13 protein-coding genes and 1 pseudogene are annotated in these 15199 nt (G+C 70.2%); 6 read left to right on the top strand and 8 right to left on the bottom strand.

Features of this window, described 5'->3' with window-relative positions:
* Positions 1-124: 124 nt before the first annotated feature.
* Positions 125-1606, bottom strand: a complete 1482-nt coding sequence (locus ACLL9L_RS13875) for an aldehyde dehydrogenase (RefSeq protein WP_411285247.1) — start codon at positions 1604-1606, stop codon at positions 125-127.
* Positions 1607-1990: 384 nt separating this feature from the next.
* On the opposite strand from ACLL9L_RS13875, the pseudogene ACLL9L_RS13880 reads away from it, so the two are divergent.
* Both ACLL9L_RS13880 and ACLL9L_RS13885 read left to right on the top strand, forming a co-directional pair.
* A pseudogene (locus ACLL9L_RS13880) lies at positions 1991-2427 on the top strand (LD-carboxypeptidase).
* A 72-nt stretch (positions 2428-2499) separates the two neighbouring features.
* Positions 2500-2700 carry a hypothetical protein gene (locus ACLL9L_RS13885; protein ID WP_411285248.1) on the top strand — a complete coding sequence of 67 codons (201 nt, stop codon included), beginning with the start codon at positions 2500-2502 and terminating at the stop codon, positions 2698-2700.
* 202 nt (positions 2701-2902) lie between these two features.
* Here the strand turns inward: ACLL9L_RS13885 and ACLL9L_RS13890 are convergent, their stop codons facing one another.
* The 4 genes from ACLL9L_RS13890 to ACLL9L_RS13905 form a co-directional block, all read right to left on the bottom strand.
* Entirely contained in the window at positions 2903-4672 is a 1770-nt protein-coding gene (locus ACLL9L_RS13890; protein WP_411285249.1) for a cytochrome b, read from the bottom strand.
* Positions 4672-5802: a Rieske 2Fe-2S domain-containing protein gene (locus ACLL9L_RS13895; protein ID WP_411285250.1), complete on the bottom strand. Its 1131-nt coding sequence runs from the start codon at positions 5800-5802 to the stop codon at positions 4672-4674. Before ACLL9L_RS13895 ends, ACLL9L_RS13890 begins: the two co-directional genes overlap by 1 nt.
* Positions 5803-5868: 66 nt before the next feature.
* Complete coding sequence (locus tag ACLL9L_RS13900; protein WP_411285251.1) at positions 5869-6654, bottom strand: cytochrome c; 786 nt, start codon at positions 6652-6654, stop codon at positions 5869-5871.
* Positions 6655-6724: 70 nt separating this feature from the next.
* Positions 6725-7342 (bottom strand): heme-copper oxidase subunit III, encoded by a 618-nt coding sequence (locus ACLL9L_RS13905; RefSeq protein WP_411285318.1) that lies wholly within the window; start codon positions 7340-7342, stop codon positions 6725-6727.
* 185 nt (positions 7343-7527) lie between these two features.
* Here ACLL9L_RS13905 and ACLL9L_RS13910 point away from each other — a divergent pair, with 185 nt between their 5' ends.
* Both ACLL9L_RS13910 and trpD read left to right on the top strand, forming a co-directional pair.
* On the top strand, positions 7528-7998 hold the full coding sequence (locus ACLL9L_RS13910) for a hypothetical protein (RefSeq protein ID WP_411285252.1): 471 nt from the start codon (positions 7528-7530) through the stop codon (positions 7996-7998).
* Positions 7999-8002: 4 nt separating this feature from the next.
* Positions 8003-9067 (top strand): anthranilate phosphoribosyltransferase, encoded by a 1065-nt coding sequence (gene trpD, locus ACLL9L_RS13915; RefSeq protein ID WP_411285253.1) that lies wholly within the window; start codon positions 8003-8005, stop codon positions 9065-9067.
* A 125-nt stretch (positions 9068-9192) separates the two neighbouring features.
* Here the strand turns inward: trpD and ACLL9L_RS13920 are convergent, their stop codons facing one another.
* A complete protein-coding gene (locus ACLL9L_RS13920; protein ID WP_411285254.1) occupies positions 9193-9477 on the bottom strand; it encodes an Lrp/AsnC family transcriptional regulator in 285 nt (94 codons plus the stop codon).
* Positions 9478-9493: 16 nt separating this feature from the next.
* Positions 9494-11290 carry a DEDD exonuclease domain-containing protein gene (locus ACLL9L_RS13925; RefSeq protein WP_411285255.1) on the bottom strand — a complete coding sequence of 599 codons (1797 nt, stop codon included), beginning with the start codon at positions 11288-11290 and terminating at the stop codon, positions 9494-9496.
* Between the two features lie 229 nt (positions 11291-11519).
* Here ACLL9L_RS13925 and ACLL9L_RS13930 point away from each other — a divergent pair, with 229 nt between their 5' ends.
* Complete coding sequence (locus ACLL9L_RS13930; protein ID WP_411285256.1) at positions 11520-11771, top strand: hypothetical protein; 252 nt, start codon at positions 11520-11522, stop codon at positions 11769-11771.
* Positions 11772-12110: 339 nt separating this feature from the next.
* On the top strand, positions 12111-13298 hold the full coding sequence (locus ACLL9L_RS13935; protein ID WP_411285257.1) for a hypothetical protein: 1188 nt from the start codon (positions 12111-12113) through the stop codon (positions 13296-13298).
* Positions 13299-13377: 79 nt separating this feature from the next.
* Here ACLL9L_RS13935 and ACLL9L_RS13940 read toward each other — a convergent pair whose 3' ends face one another.
* Positions 13378-15180, bottom strand: a complete 1803-nt coding sequence (locus tag ACLL9L_RS13940) for an AMP-dependent synthetase/ligase (protein ID WP_411285258.1) — start codon at positions 15178-15180, stop codon at positions 13378-13380.
* Positions 15181-15199: the final 19 nt, after the last annotated feature.

Here is a 15199-nt window from a genome sequence, read left to right on the forward strand (position 1 = left end):
GCAACCGACACCCCCGACCCGCCGCCGCGACCATGACCGCGCCCCGGACCCCGCCGACGGCGGGACCCCAACCATGCCCGACGGCAGTGGCTACAGGGGCCATCGGGGCCGCCGGAGGGGTTGATCAGCCGATGTTGAAGGGGTCGCGCGTCGCTCCGGACAGCTCCACCCAGACGGACTTGGTTTCGGTGTACATGCGGACGGCGTCGATGCCGTTCTCGCGACCGAGGCCGGAGTGCCGGAAGCCGCCGAAGGGCACGTTGGGCGCTACCACTCGGTACGCGTTGATCCAGATGGTGCCGGCCCGCAGCGCATGGGCAACGCGGTGGGCGCGGTGCACATCGGTGGTCCAGACCGCGCCGGCGAGGCCGTATTCGGAGGCATTCGCGAGCTCGATCGCTTCCTCCTCGGTGGTGAACTTCTGCACGGACAGCACCGGTCCGAAGATCTCCTCGCACACCACCTGCATGTCGGGTGTGACGTCGGTGAGCAGAGTGGGCCGGACGAAGTAGCCACCCAGGTCGGGGTCCTGTCCGCCACCGCAGGCGACGGTCGCCCCGTCGGCGACGGCTGAGCGCAGGTAGCCGAGGACTTTCGTCAGCTGGGCGGCGTTGGCCAGGGGGCCCATTTCGGTCTCGGGGTCGGTGGGGTCCCCGAGCTTGATGGTTTCGGCGCGGGCCACGATGCGGGCCACGAGCTCGTCGTGGACGTCGGCGTGCACGAGGAGCCGCGAGCCGGCCATGCAGGTTTGGCCGCTGGCGGCGAAGACGCCGGAGATGACGCCGTTGGCGGCTGCTTCCAGGTCGGCGTCGGCGAAGACCACCTGGGCGGACTTTCCGCCGAGCTCGAGGGAGACGCGGGTCAGGTTGTTGGCCGCGCTGTGTGCGACGTCGATGCCGGTGAGGGTGGAGCCGGTGAAGGCGACCTTGTCGATCCCTGGGTGCCCGGCCAGGGCCTTGCCGACGGCGGGGCCGTTGCCGGTGACCACGTTCATCACCCCGGCGGGGAAGCCCGCCTCATCGAGGAGGGCGGCGAGCTCGAGGGCGGTGGCGGGGGTGTAGTCGCTGGGTTTGACGACAAGGGTGCAGCCGGCGGCGAGGGCGGGCGCGAGCTTCCAGGCCAGCAGCAGCAGCGGGGAGTTCCATGGCACGATGGCTGCGATCACGCCGAGGGGTTCGTGGCGGGTGTAGACGAAGTAGTTCGGCCGGTCCGACGGGATGGATTCGCCGTGCAGCTTGTCCGCGACGCCGGCGAAGTAGTGAAACCATTCGGGCACGTAGTGCATCTGGGTGCGCATCTCGCGTAGCAGCTTGCCCGAGTCACGGGTCTCCAGCTCGGCGAGCCGGTCGGCGTCGCGTTCGATGAGCTCGCCGAGGCGGTGCATCAGCTTGGCGCGGGCGAAGCCGGTGGTCGAACCCCACTCGCCGGTGAAGGCGGCGCGGCCGGCAGCCACGGCGCGGTCCACGTCGGCCACGTCGGCGTCGGGGACGGTGGCCCATGCCCGTTCGGTGTAGGGGTTGAGGGTGTCGTAGGTCGCGCCGGACAGCGCGTCGACAGATTGGCCGCCGATGCTCATGCGGTACGGAGTGAGGGACGTGTCGGTCATGACGCCTCCTGGAAGAGGATGGTGGGAAGGGCGTAGCGGTGCTGGAGCAAGGCATGTCCGGTGACGCCGTCGCCGGCTCGTTCGTCCACGATACGGCCCGAGCACATGACCAGGACGCGTTGGCAGGCGCCGACGATTCCCTCAGGGGTGGGTCTTGCGTGCCCCCGATATTCACCACCGTCTCTGCTGGTTGGGGCGCGGTGCTCGACGGTGAGCTCGACCCCGTCGAGGTGGCTTGTGTGCTCCCGGTCGGAAACGATGGTGGAGTGGGGTCATGGCCCCCACTCTCGTCGCACCGCCGAAGATGGCTCGGGGAGGGCGGGTGGCCATCCTTTCGCCCTCCTGGGCGGCCCCGCCCATTTCCCCGAGATCCACGAGCAGGCGATGCGCCGCCTGCGCGAGGTCGTCGGGGTCGAGCCGGTCGAGTACCCCACGACGCGCCGCGACAGCACACCGCAGGACCGGGCGGACGACCTCATGGCCGCCTTCGCTGACACGTCGATCGGCGCCGTCCTCGCCACCATCGGGGGAGAGACCAGATGACCGTGCTGCCACACCTCGAGCCTGGCGTGATCCGCCGGCACCCCAAGCCCTTCCTCGGTTACAGCGACAACACCAACCTGCTCCAACTGGTTGTGGCGACACGGCCTCGCAGCCTTCCACGGCGGCTCGACGCAGGTCCACCTCGGACCGGGACCTCAGGTCGCCTCGCTGCACCTGCGCTCCCTCGAGGCGGCCCTCTTCGACGGGGTCGACCTCGAGATCGCCGCTGCCGGAGTTCAGCGAGGATGGTCTCGACTGGGGCCTCGCTCGGGCGCTGACCGACGCGTCGCCGACGCGGCCCGCGGCGCCGTGGGCCTGGCACCGGCCGGATCACGTGGTCAGCGCACCTCATGGCGGCGTCCGACGACGAGCGGGAGGCCTACCGGTCGGACCAGCGCACGGCGGTGCTGCAAGAGCTCGCGCGCTACAACCCGGAGGCGATGGCGGTCTTCGGAGTGGACTTCGGGCATACGAGCCCGCAGTGGGTGCTGCCCTACGGGGGACGACTCACCGTCGACGGGCCGGCCCGGCGGGTCATGGCCCACTACTGATGCGGGTGACGGTGCGGGGCAAGCCGTGGACCAAGGCCATCGTGTTGGACGTGGACGAAGGACTCCGCCGAGCCCGCCTCGACGAGATGCTGCACGGCATACCCTGACCGACCTTCCCAACCGACGGGGACAGGGAGAGGGCGACCAACCCCCACGGGGTGGTCGCCCTCTCCTGCCGGTTGTCAGCGCCGTCGTGGCCCGATCAGTGACCGGACTCGGGTGCCCGTTTGATGGACTCGCGGTCGGCAGAGCCGAGCACCCGCGTCTCGGGCGCCTCCTTGGCAGGAGCCTCGATGGCCTCGTGATCGCCGTGGTGCTGGGCCGCCGCGAACTCCGCCGGGGTGACGGGATCCACCCGGTCGTTGAAGTAGAAGTGCGACAGCCTGCCCCGCGCGCGGTCCTTGCGGGCGGCCGGGCTGGCAACCCCGTTGGCGTCCGTGCCCGACGTCAGGACGAGGGGCTCGACCTTGTCGTGCTGCACGAGGGCGTAGCGCTCGAAGGGATCGAGCTGGTCGTGCTTCTCGAAGAACTTGCCCTCGGCGGTCCTGATGATCGTGCCGCTCTCACGACCGTGGAGCACCGTCTCGCGGTCGTGCCGCTGCAGGCTGAGACAGATCCGCTTGGTCACCCAGAAGGCGAGCGGGGGGACGACCAGCAGGCCGACCTGGAACGCGCGGGTAAGGTCGTTGATCGACAGGTGCAGCTTGATGGCCATGATGTCGTTGCCCGAGGCGAAGAACAGGATCAGGTAGAACGAGATCGCCATCACCCCGAGGCCGGTCCGGACCGGGGCGTTGCGAGGACGGTCCAGCAGGTGGTGCTCGCGCTGGTCACCGGTGGCCCAGGCCTCGATGAACGGGTAGGCGCCGGCGATGCCGTAGAGCACCGGGATGAGCAGGATGGCGCCGATGAACACGTTGAAGCTGAAGGTGTGCCCGAAGGCGACGAACTCGAGGAACCCGGGCAGTAGCCGCAGCGCGCCGTCGGCGAAGCCCATGTACCAGTCCGGCTGGGCGCCTGCTGTGACAGGTGACGGGTCGTAGGGACCATAGGCCCAGATCGGGTTGATCGTGACGAGGGCGGAGATCAGGGCCGTCACCCCGAAGACCATGAAGAAGAAGCCGCCGGCCTTGGCGATGTAGACGGGCATCAGCGGGAAGCCGACGACGTTGTTCTCGGTCCGCCCGGGACCGGGGTACTGCGTGTGCTTGTGGACGGCCACGAGGACGATGTGGGCCGTGAACAGGCCGACGAGGATGGCCGGCAGGAGCAGGACGTGCACGGTGAAGAGGCGGGGGATGATCGCCTCGCCAGGGAAGGCGCCGTCGAACATGGCGTAGGAGACGTAGGACCCCACGACGGGGATCGAGCGCATGAAGCCCTCGGCAGCCCGCAGGCCGGTGCCGGAGAGCAGGTCGTCCGGCAGCGAGTAGCCGGCGAAGCCCTCCACGATCGAGAGCATCGACAAGATGGTGCCGATGACCCAGTTGATCTCGCGCGGCTTGCGGAAGGCCCCGGTGAAGAACACCCGGAACATGTGGACCGTGACCGCCACGATGAACAACAGGGCGGCCCAGTGGTGGATCTGGCGGATGAGCAGGCCGCCACGGACGTCGAACGAGATGTCGAGCGTCGAGCGGTAGGCCTCTGACATGGTCACGCCGCTGAGGGGCAGGTAGGACCCGTTGTATGGGATCTGGGTGGCGCTCGGGACGAACCAGAAGGTGAGGAACGTGCCCGAGAGCAGGCAGATGATCATCGAGTACATAGCGATCTCGCCGAGCATGAACGACCAGTGGTCCGGGAAGACCTTCTTGAGCAGGAACGCGGCGCCCTTGGCCGCACCGGTGCGCTCGTCGACCCAGTTGGCGATCCCGCCAACCTGTTTCATGCCTGCTCCGGGTGCGGAGCCGTTGTCGGTGTCGTTCTCGCGCAGCGACGCTGCGCTCTTGGGGCTTGCCGTGGTGGTCATCAGCGCTCCCAGAAGCTGGGGCCAACGGGCTCGTGGAAGCCCTCGGGTGCGACGAGGTAACCCGCATCGTCGACGGTGATCTTCAGCTGCGGCAGCGGGCGCTTGGCAGGGCCGAAGATGACTTCGCAGTCCTTGGTGACGTCATACGTCGACTGGTGGCAGGGACAGAGCAGGTGGTGCGTCTGCTGCTCGTACAGACCGACCGGGCACCCGACGTGGGTGCAGATCTTGGAGTAGGCCACGATGCCCTGGTAACCCCACTGCAGGGCCTTCTGCCCCTGGGCGCCGGCATCGAAGTTGTCAGGGTCCAGGCGCATCAGCAGGACGGCCGCCTTCGCCTTGTCCTCGAGGAGGTGGGTGGAGTCCTTGAAGGTCTCCGGCAGGATGTGAAAGACCGACCCGATGGTCACGTCGCTGGCCTTGACGGGCGTCAGCTCGGGGTCACGCAGGAGCCTGATCGGCGCTCCGGGCTTGCCGTCCCCTGAGGGCTTGATGTCCCAGATCGTCTCGGCCAGCTCGTGCTTGGGTGTCGGGCCGAGCGACCCGGCGACCTGAAGGACGAAGGGCAGGGCGAAGAGACCCAGGGCCCCACCGAGGGAGTACTTGAGGATCGGGCGGCGGCCTAGCTGAGCCTTCTCGCCACCCCCCAGGATGATGTCGACGGCTTGGGCGCGGCTGGCGTCGTCCGAGCGCTGCGGGTGGCGCTCCTCCACCGACTCTTCGTCGGGCATGAGGGTCTTGGCCCAGTGCACGGCGCCGGCGCCGATGCCGAACAGGCTGATGGCCATGGTGACACCGAGCACGACGTTGAGCAGGTTGGCGTTGCCGATCCCCGGGATGAAGAAACCTGTCGAGGCGTCGATGGCGAAGTAGGCCACAAGGAAGACGAAGGTCCCGAGCATCGAGATACCGAACATCGTGGCCACCTGTCGCTCGGCGCGCCGGGCAGCCCGGTCGTCGGCGTCGGCGAGGCGGTGGACGTGCGGCGGCAGGCCCGGGTCCGGGAACCGGGCGGGGAGCCCGCCCGTGCCCGCGTGGTGGCCGTCGTCGAGGCGCACGACATCCGTCGAGGTGCTCCCACCGGCTGGTGTGGTCCTCTCGTTGCCGGAGGAAGGTGCGTGGTCGTTCATGCGCGTGGTCGTCCTGTCGCGTCGGTTTTTGTAATCATCCCAGAAACGGTGGGCATGTCCAGCCCCTCAGGCGGACTTCTGGCCGAGCCACACGGCGCAGCCGATCATGAGCCCGAGTCCGAAGACCCAGACGAAGAGGCCCTCGGACACCGGACCCAGGTTGCCGAGCGTCATCCCACCGACGTTCTGCTCCTCCTGGGTCGTCTTGAGCCAGGCGATGATCGAGTTCTTGCCCTCCGGGCTGATGTTGGCGTCGTTGAACACCGGCATCGACTGCGGGCCGGTGATCATCGCCTCGTAGACGTTCTTGCCGGCCACGCCCTTGAGCGACGGGGCGTACTTGCCGCGGGACAGGGCGCCACCGGCGCCGGCGAAGTTGTGGCACATCGCACAGTTGACCCGGAACAGCTCGCCGCCCAACGCGACGTTGCCGTCCTTGCCGGTCGTGTACTGGCCGTCGGGGATCGCCGGGCCGGGGGCGAGCGACGCGACGTAGGCCGCCATCGACGCGATCTGCTCCGGGGTGAACTTGATGGTGTCCTGGCGAGCGGCCTGGACGTTGGGCGCGGCCAACGGCATCCGGCCGGTGCCGACCTGGAAGTCCACCGACGCTGCGCCGACACCGACGAGGGAGGGGCCGGCCTTGGTGCCCTGACCGGCCAGCCCGTGGCAGGTCGCGCAGTTGGCGAGGAAGAGCGAGCGGCCGTCGGCGACCGAGTCGGCGGAGACCGCCGAGGCCTGGGCGGTCTTCGGCGCGAGCAGCGAGTAGGCGCCGCCGACGACGACCAGCCCCAGCAGCAGCAGGATGGCGATCGCGGCGGGGTGTCGTCGGTGTGCGGCCATGGCGTTCAACGTGCTGTCCTGTCGTCCGGAGGTGTCACTGTAGGTGTCACGGTGCTCTTGGGGCCGGAGTGCGTGGCGGTCATTTGAGGAGGTAGATGGTCGCGAAGAGGGCCACCCACACGACGTCGACGAAGTGCCAGTAGTAAGACGTCACCACCGCGCCGACGGCTTGGGTGTGCGAGTAGCGCTTCGTCGTGAAGGTGCGTCCGATGATGAGCAGAAAGGCGATCAGGCCCCCGGTGACGTGCATGCCGTGGAAGCCGGTCGCCATGTAGAAGACCGACCCATAGCGGTCCGAGGAGAGGGTGATGCCCTCGCTCGACAACGTGGCGTACTCGAAGACCTGACCGGCGATGAAGGCGGCGCCGAAGATGTAGGTGACGACGTACCACTCACGCATGCCCCAGCTGGGTCCGTGCGTCGGGGTCCGGCGGAGGGTGCGGATGAACCCGGTCTGCCACAGCTTTCCGGTGCGTGAGGCCTGGCCCGACTCTGCCCTCCATACGCCGAGCTGGCACCACAGCGAGGAGATGACCAAGACGAAGGTGTTGACCGAGGCGAAGGGGACGGCGAGCTTTTCCGTGTGGTCCGCCCACAGGTCGGGGGAGAGCGAACGGATCTGGAAGTACATCGCGAAGAGGCCCGCGAAGAACATCAGCTCGCTGGACAGCCAGACGATGGTGCCGACCGAGACCATGTCGGGCCGCGTCGCGGGTCCGTGCCCGGTGCTCACGGAGCGGGTAGGTGTTGCTGATGCTGTCGCCACCCGATGATTATTACCTCTCCTGTCCGAGGGGTGCACGCGACCCCCCGGGTTCCGGTCGGTAAACCCGCTGGTAAACCCCGGATCGCCGCGTGGAGGGTCAGCGCTACCATCACGCCATGACCGCTTCGCAGGCCACGCCGACGCACTCCACCGAGCTGGCCCCCGCCTCGGGCACGCCGGGCTCGAGGCCGCGACGCATCACGGTGCTCCTCTACAGCGACGACGTCGCCACCCGGGACGCGGTGCGGCTCGCAGTCGGCCGGCGGCCCGCCCGGGACGTCGAGGTGGCTGGCTGGCGTGAGGTGGCCACCCCTGCGGCCGCCGTCTCCGGTGTGGAGGCCGGCGGAGTCGACGTGGTCATCCTCGATGGGGAGGCCGCCAAGATGGGCGGCCTGGGACTGTGCAAGCAGCTCAAGAACGAGATCTTCGACTGCCCTCCGGTCCTGGTCCTGACCGGCCGTCCCCAGGACGGGTGGCTCGCGGCGTGGTCCCAGGCCGACCTCGCGGTCCCGCACCCGATCGACCCGGTCGCCCTCGCCCGGGCCGTCGCGGAGCTCGGGCGCCGGGCGGCTCCCGCGTCGGCCTGAGTCGATGACGGAGCCAGGCCAGCCCACCTGGCCGACCGTGTTCGTTGCCCTGCTCGCCGGGGAGGACCTCGCCTCCCGCGACGCGGAGTGGGCGATGGGCCAGATCATGACCGGCGAGGCCTCCCCCGCCCAGGTGGCGGGGTTCCTCATGGCGCTGCGCGCCAAGGGGGAGTCGGTCGAGGAGATGCGCGGCCTGGCTGACCAGATGCTGGCGCACGCCATCCGGATCGAGGTCGCGGGCCCGAGCCTCGACATCGTCGGCACGGGCGGCGACCGGGCCCACACCGTCAACATCTCGACGATGGCCGCCATGCTCTGCGCCGCCGCAGGGGTCACGGTGGTCAAGCACGGCAACCGGGCGGCCTCGTCGTCCTCAGGCTCGGCGGACGTTCTCGAGGCTCTCGGCATCGACCTCGCGCTGCCCGCCGAGAAGGTCGCAGGCATCGGCGAGGATGCCGGCATCACCTTCTGCTTTGCCCAGGTCTTCCACCCGTCGATGCGGCACGCGGCCGCCGCGCGCCGTGACCTCGGCATCGGGACGGCCTTCAACTTCCTCGGGCCGCTCACCAACCCGGCACAGCCGACGTATGCCGCGGTGGGCGTCGCCGACGCGCGCATGGCGCCCCTCGTGGCCGGGGTCTTCGCCGGCCGGGGCAAGGACGCCGCAGTCTTCCGGGGGGACGACGGACTCGACGAGCTGACCCTTGCCACGACGTCGACGGTGTGGTGGGTGCGCGGCGGCGGTGTCCGTGAGCACGTCATCGACCCGACCCGCCTCGGCCTCGCGAACAGCCCCACCGAGTCCCTGCGCGGCGGCGACGCCGCCCACAACGCCGGCGTCGTGCGGGCGATTTTCGCCGGAGAGGGTGGTCCGGTCCGCGATGCCGTGGTCCTCAACGCCGGCATTGCGCTGGCTCTGACCGAACCCGACAGTGGCACCAGCCAGGACGCCTTCCTCGTCGACGTCCGGACCGGGATGGACCGGGCGCAGGAGACCCTCGACTCGGGGGCCGCGACCCAACTCGTCCGGCGCTGGGTCGCCGCGACCCGGGCTGTCGCCGGATCCTGACTTTTCGCGGGTCTCCTACATACTCGCGCCGGGCCTGGAACTGCGCACGCCAGGTCCGGACCTTCGCGGGGGCCTGACCTTGGCCCACAGCGGGCCTGGTGTCATGCGCCCCGTGGGGAGATGGGTCAGTCGCCCTCGAGGCCGAGACTGAAGGCCGCGTCGAGGTCGCCCTTGGAGTAGGTGCGGAACGCGATGTGCGTGGCCGTCCCCGTGACCCCGTCGACCTTGTTGAGGCGGTCGGCGATGACGTCGGCGAACTCCTCGTGGTTCCTGACCCGGACCATCGCGATGAGGTCCGCGTCGCCGGTCACGGAGTAGACCTCAGTGACGCCGTCGAGCTCAGCGATGGCCTGCGCCACGTCGGGGATGCGGTTGACGTGGCAGTTGACCAGGACGATGGCGGTGATCACGCGCGCCAGCCTAACGTCAGCCCGCCGCCGCGAGGGGTGAGGTGGCCGGGGAGGCGGGCGAGGTGGACGGGGGCGAGGTGGGCGCGACAGCTTGAGCCGGGGCGGGGTCGCGGTCGAAGGGGGCGACGTCGCCCGGCCGCGCGGGGTCGAGCATGGCGCGGACAGCGCCCGCGCCGCCCACGGGGCAGGACCATGTGCCCTGGAGGTCGACGATGCGTGCGCCGGGGGACTCGAGCCACCGCAGGATGATCTCGGCCTCCTCGGGGGTCGCTGCCGGCGACGGGGCCGCGGGCGCGGTGACGACCTCGGCCGTGCAGCGCAGGCTCTCGACGTAGACCATCGGATCCGCACCGGGGGGGCTGACACTTGCGCCGGCCAACCGGCCGTAACGGACGCAGACCAGCTCCCACCCACCGCGCTCGGCGCGGCGGGCGGCCACGAGCTCGGGGCTGGAGGCGAGGGGAGCCAGTCGCTGGGTGCGGGCGGCGGCCCGCACGAGGTGCAGGAGCCGGTCCCGGACCGTCGCGGCGTCCTCGAAGCGTTCCTGCTCTGCCAGGGTCGACATCCGGTCCCGCAGCGCGTCGGTCGCCGGCCGGGCGTCGCCGCAGATGAGACCGACCGCTTCGTCGACCACCACGGCATACTCGGCCTCGCTCTGGTGGCCGGTGCACGGCGCCCCGCAGCGCCCCATCTCGGCAAGAACGCACGCGGAGCCGGTGGCCTTGAGCGAGAGGCGCTGGGTGCACTGCCGCAGGGGAATGACCTCGTGGACGGCGGCCACCGCGGCGACCGCCGACCCGCGTGAGGCGAAGGGTCCGAAGTATCGGGCTCCGTCGGTGCGCACCTCTCGAACGATCGACAGGCGGGGGAACGGCTCGACCGTCAGCTTGACCCAGATGACCCGTTCGGGGCGGGTGGATCGACGGTTGTAGCGAGGCTTGTGCTCGGCGATGAGCCGCAGCTCGCGCACCTGGGCCTCGAGCGTCGTCTGGCAGACGATGGGTTGGATGCTCGCCGCGAGGCCCACCATCTCCGACATCCGGCTGCGCTGCTCGGAGGCGGTGAAATAGCTGCGCGCGCGGACGCGGATGTTGCGGGAGGTGCCGACGTAGAGTGGTCGTCCACCCTCGTCCTTGAAGATGTAGACCCCGGGCAGCGCCGGCAGGCCATCGGCGAGGAAGCGTTTGCGGCGCTGTGCGGGCGTCACGCGGGAGGTGTAGCTGGAGAGCTCTTCGAGGGTGTGGACGCCGAGGTTGCCGACGCGCGCGAGCAGCCCGTGCAGGACGTCGACCGTTGCCCGGGCGTCGTGGAGGGCCCGATGATCGGGCGTCGTCGCCGCGCCGAAGAGCTGGGCGAGGGAGGACAGCTTGTGGTTGCGGCACTCGTCGCGGGAGACGAGCTGGCGGGACAGGTGCACGGTGTCGAGTACCCGGAACGCGGGCCAGGCGTGGCCCGTCGCAGCGGCGGCCGCCTTGAGAAAGGAGATGTCGAACCCAGCGTTGTGGGCCACCAGCACGGTGCCGCGCGCGAACTCGAGGAAGGCCGGCATCACGGAGTCGATGCGCGGCGACTGGGCGACCATGGCGTTGGTGATGCCGGTCAGCACCTGGATGAACGGGGGGATCGGCTCGCCGGGCTTGACCAGCGTCTGGAACTCCCCGAGCACCACCCCGCCGCAGACCTTCACCGCACCGAACTCCGTGATGGCCGAGGCCGTGGCACTCCCACCCGTCGTCTCGAGGTCGACGACGACGAAGGTGACGCCGGCCAGAGCGGTGCCGAGATCGTCGAGGGTGCCTTGGACTGCCTTCATGGCCGTGACGTTAACCGCGGGCGCCGACAGGGGGTTGCAGGCGCGCTGCGGGACCCCGGGACCGGTATGCCGCGGCCGCGCGGGGCCCCCCGCGTCCTGCCCCAGCGCCGTGCCCCCGGTGGGTCGGACGATGTGACGGGAGGGCTGTCAGTGCACCCTCCTAGCGTGGTCCCGGTAGCCAACATGAGGTTCACGAGAGCCAACACGAGGTTCACGACAAGGAGGCATCATGCGAAGAGACTCACCGATGGTCATCGACTGCCAGACGTGCCCGGTCCGGGAGGTTCGGTGCGACGAGTGCATCGTCACCGCGCTCGGGGGACTGCCGCTGGTCCAGCTCGGCGACGGGGAGATGCTGCTCGACGAGGCCGAGCGTCTCGCGGTCGACGTCTTCGTCGGGGCCGGGATGCTCGACGCTGCCGACGCGGCGATGCTCACGGCCCGGCGTGAACCATGGTCCGGGGTGCGCGCCGTCGGGTGAGGCGCCACCTACGATGATCGGGTGACGTCACGGCGGGCAGGGTCCGCACCCCGGGAGACGGCCGGACGGCCCCATGGGCTCTGGGCAGCGACTGTCTGGGTCGTCGCAGTCATGGTGTTCGCAGTCGTGGTGTTCGCGTCCGCGTGCAGTGCGTCCACGGGGGCGCCTGGCCCGGCGACCTCGCTGCTGCCGGCAACCTCGGCGGGACCGACGACCTCTATCACCGGCCCGCCCGGCGCAGATTCGGGCGGCACAGATTCGGGCGGCGCAGATTCGACGGGCGCAGGTGCGACCGGAGCCGATCCGAGCGACAAGAGCTCCGCGAACTCCAGCGCCCGGTTGCGCTCGACCGTCGACCCCGACCAGGACCGTCGCGACGCGGTTGCCGACCTCGTCGCGCAGCGGGCCCGGGCCCTCACCCGGCGGGACGGGCAGGCGTGGCTGGCCACCCTCAGCGACCCGACCGGCCCCTTTGCCCGGCGTCAAGGGGTCATCTTCGAGCAGATGCTCGCGCTACCGATCGTCGACTACGGCCAGCGGGGGGTCGAGATCGCGCCGGCCCTGACGGCCGCCCGGGCCGAGGCCGTGGGGCCGGACGCATGGCTCAGCACGGTCCACCAGACCTATCGGCTGGACGGCTACGACCGTGCCCCGCACACCTACGACGCCTCCTACACCGTCGTCCGGACGTCGGCCGGATGGCGATTCGCGGACGACACCGACGGAGCGTCGCAGGCCCAGCCGTGGGACCTGCCCGCGATGACGGTGCTCCGCTCACCGACGACGCTGGTCGTCGGCAACGCTCCGACCGCCCAGCTCAGGGCCGACCTGGAGATGGGCGAGGCCGCGCACGCCCGGGTCGCCGCAGTCTGGGGCAGTGCGCTGCCGGGGGTGCTCGTGGTCCCCGCCACGGTCGACGAGCTCACGGCCCAGTTGCAGCGCTCCAGCGCCGCCGGCCTCGATCAGGTCGCGGGGGTCACGAACGGGCCACTGACGACGGGCACCGCCGCGACCGGCGACCGGGTCTACCTCAACCCGCAGGCCCTCGCCAGGTTGACGCCCGACGGTCGCCGCGTCGTCATCACCCACGAGCTGACCCACGTCACGGTCCGGGGCACGACGACGCGGCCGGTGCCGATCTGGCTCTCAGAGGGCTTCGCCGACTACGTCGGGTTCCAGGGGGTGGCGCTGCCAGCGCGCACGGTTGCCGCTGATCTGCTCGCCAAGGTGCGGTCCGGCACCGGGCCGACCCGGCTGCCCGTCCCGACCGACTTCGACCCGACCCAGGGGGTGATCGCCCCCACGTATTCCGCGGCCTGGTTGGCGGTGACCCGGATGGCCCAGGTCCACGGCTCCGCTCGGGTCGTCGCGTTCTACCGGGCCGTGGCCGGTGGGAGCGTCGCTGAGCCGGGCGTCGTCGCCGGCCCGACGTCAGTGGCCGCGCAAACGTTCCAGGACGTGCTGGGCACGAGCGAGGAGGCCTTCGTCGCCGACTGGCTGGCCTACCTGGGGCAGTTGGCCCGGTGAGGCCGGCGGCGGCGACGGGCTGCCACAGGGGCATCCACGGTCCCCGGTAGGCGGTCCCGGACTACTGCGGTCCCTGGACTTACTGCTGCTTGCTCCCGGAATAGAGCCCCTCGACATCGTCGGCGAAGTCGCGCATCACGAGGTTGCGCTTGAGCTTGAGGGATGGCGTGAGGTATCCGTTGTCCTCGGTGAAGTCGCCGGGCAGCACGGCATACCTGCGAATCGACTCCGCCTTGCTGACGGCGGTGTTCGCGTCCGCGACGGCCTCGTCGAGAGCAGCGCGCACGGCCTCGTGGGTGCGGGCCTGCTCCAGGGTCAGACCCTCGTGGCCGTGGATCCTGGCCCACGCCGGCAGCATCTCCTCGTCGAGGGTGATCAGGGCGCCGATGAAGGGCTTCTGGTCCCCGACGACGATGCACTGGGAGACGAGCGGGTGAGCCCGCAGCCGGTCCTCCAGCGCCGCTGGCGCGACGTTCTTGCCTCCAGCGGTCACGAGGATCTCCTTCTTGCGCCCCGTGATCCTCAGGAAACCGTCGTCGTCGAGCTCGCCGATGTCACCGGTGCGGAACCAGCCGTCTTGCATCGCGTCAGCCGACGCCGCGTCGTTGTTGTGGTAGCCGCTGAAGACGTTGACCCCCTTGATGAGGATCTCGCCGTTATCGGCGATCCGGATGCCGACGCCGGGCAACGGCGGCCCCACGGTGCCGATCTTGACCTTGAGCGGCGTGTTGACGGTGGCGGGCGCCGTCGTCTCGGTGAGTCCGTAGCCCTCGAGCACGGTGACGCCGATGCCGCGGTAGAAGTGCCCGAGGCGGGTCCCGAGCGGGGCGCCGCCGGACACGGCATACCGGACCTGGCCGCCCATGGCGGCCCGCAGCTTGCTGTAGACGAGCCGGTCGAAGATGGCGTGCTTCGCCCGCAGTGCCAGCGACGGCCGGCCGGCATCCTGGGCCTGGCTCCACGCGATGGCGGTCCCTGCCGCAATGGTGAAGATCCTGCCCTTGCCGTCAGCAGTGGCCTTCTGCTCCGAGGAGTTGTAGATCTTCTCGAACACCCGCGGCACCGCGAGGATGAACGTCGGCCGGAAGCTGGCGAAGTCGTCGAGCAGGGCCTTGATGTCGCTGGAGTGGCCCATCCTGGCCTGCGCCTCCACGCAGAGGACCTGGATGAAGCGGGCAAACACGTGCGCCAGGGGCAGGAAGAGGAGGGTGGAGGCCCCCTCCGCCCTGACGACCTCCGAGAGCTCCTCGTAGGCGTTCTCCGCGAGGTCCTTGAAGTTGCCGTGGGTCAGGCGGCACCCCTTGGGGCGGCCCGTCGTGCCGGACGTGTAGATGATCGTGGCGAGCGAGGTCCGGTCGGTGCTCGCCCGGCGCTCCTCGAGGGCGGCGTCCGTCGTCTCGCCACCGGCGCGGACCAGATCCTCAAGGGCGTCACCTTCCAGCTGCCACACGTCCGTGAGGTCCGGGAGGCCGCCCCGCACACCGGCGAGCGTGCTGGCGTGGGCCGGGGTCTCGACGAAGACCGCGACCGCCCCGGAGTCCTCGAGGATCCACCGCACCTGGTCGGCCGAGGACGTCTCGTAGATCGGGACCGTGACCGCGCCCGCCGTCCAGATGGCGTAGTCGGCCAGCGTCCACTCGTAGCGGGTGCGGGACATCAGCCCGACCCGGTCGCCCACCGCGATCCCGGCCGCGATGATCCCCTTGGCCAGGGCGTCCACCTCCTGCTTGAACCGGGCGGCGGTGACGTCCGACCACCCGGCGCCCTCGCGCTTGGCGAACAGCACCCTCGCGGGGTCGTCCGCGGCGTTCACCACCACCGCCTGCGCGAGGTTGCCCACCGTGGTGGGGGCGCGAAGGGGGGCGACGACGTTGTCCGGCACGGCTGCTCCTGGGTGGTGG

The organism is Lapillicoccus sp. (genome assembly GCF_046595215.1).
In the GTDB taxonomy this organism is placed as follows: Bacteria; Actinomycetota; Actinomycetes; order Actinomycetales; family Dermatophilaceae; genus Lapillicoccus.

Excerpts from the sequence above, each read along its gene's own strand:
- trpD (WP_411285253.1), top strand. The coding sequence starts at position 8,003 with ATGACGGAGCCAGGCCAGCCCACCTGGCCGACCGTGTTCGTTGCCCTG.
- ACLL9L_RS13895 (WP_411285250.1), bottom strand. The coding sequence starts at position 5,802 with ATGAACGACCACGCACCTTCCTCCGGCAACGAGAGGACCACACCAGCC.
- ACLL9L_RS13910 (WP_411285252.1), top strand. The coding sequence starts at position 7,528 with ATGACCGCTTCGCAGGCCACGCCGACGCACTCCACCGAGCTGGCCCCC.
- ACLL9L_RS13925 (WP_411285255.1), bottom strand. The coding sequence starts at position 11,290 with ATGAAGGCAGTCCAAGGCACCCTCGACGATCTCGGCACCGCTCTGGCC.
- ACLL9L_RS13890 (WP_411285249.1), bottom strand. The coding sequence starts at position 4,672 with ATGACCACCACGGCAAGCCCCAAGAGCGCAGCGTCGCTGCGCGAGAAC.
- ACLL9L_RS13885 (WP_411285248.1), top strand. The coding sequence starts at position 2,500 with ATGGCGGCGTCCGACGACGAGCGGGAGGCCTACCGGTCGGACCAGCGC.
- ACLL9L_RS13875 (WP_411285247.1), bottom strand. The coding sequence starts at position 1,606 with ATGACCGACACGTCCCTCACTCCGTACCGCATGAGCATCGGCGGCCAA.
- ACLL9L_RS13930 (WP_411285256.1), top strand. The coding sequence starts at position 11,520 with ATGCGAAGAGACTCACCGATGGTCATCGACTGCCAGACGTGCCCGGTC.
- ACLL9L_RS13905 (WP_411285318.1), bottom strand. The coding sequence starts at position 7,342 with ATGGTCTCGGTCGGCACCATCGTCTGGCTGTCCAGCGAGCTGATGTTC.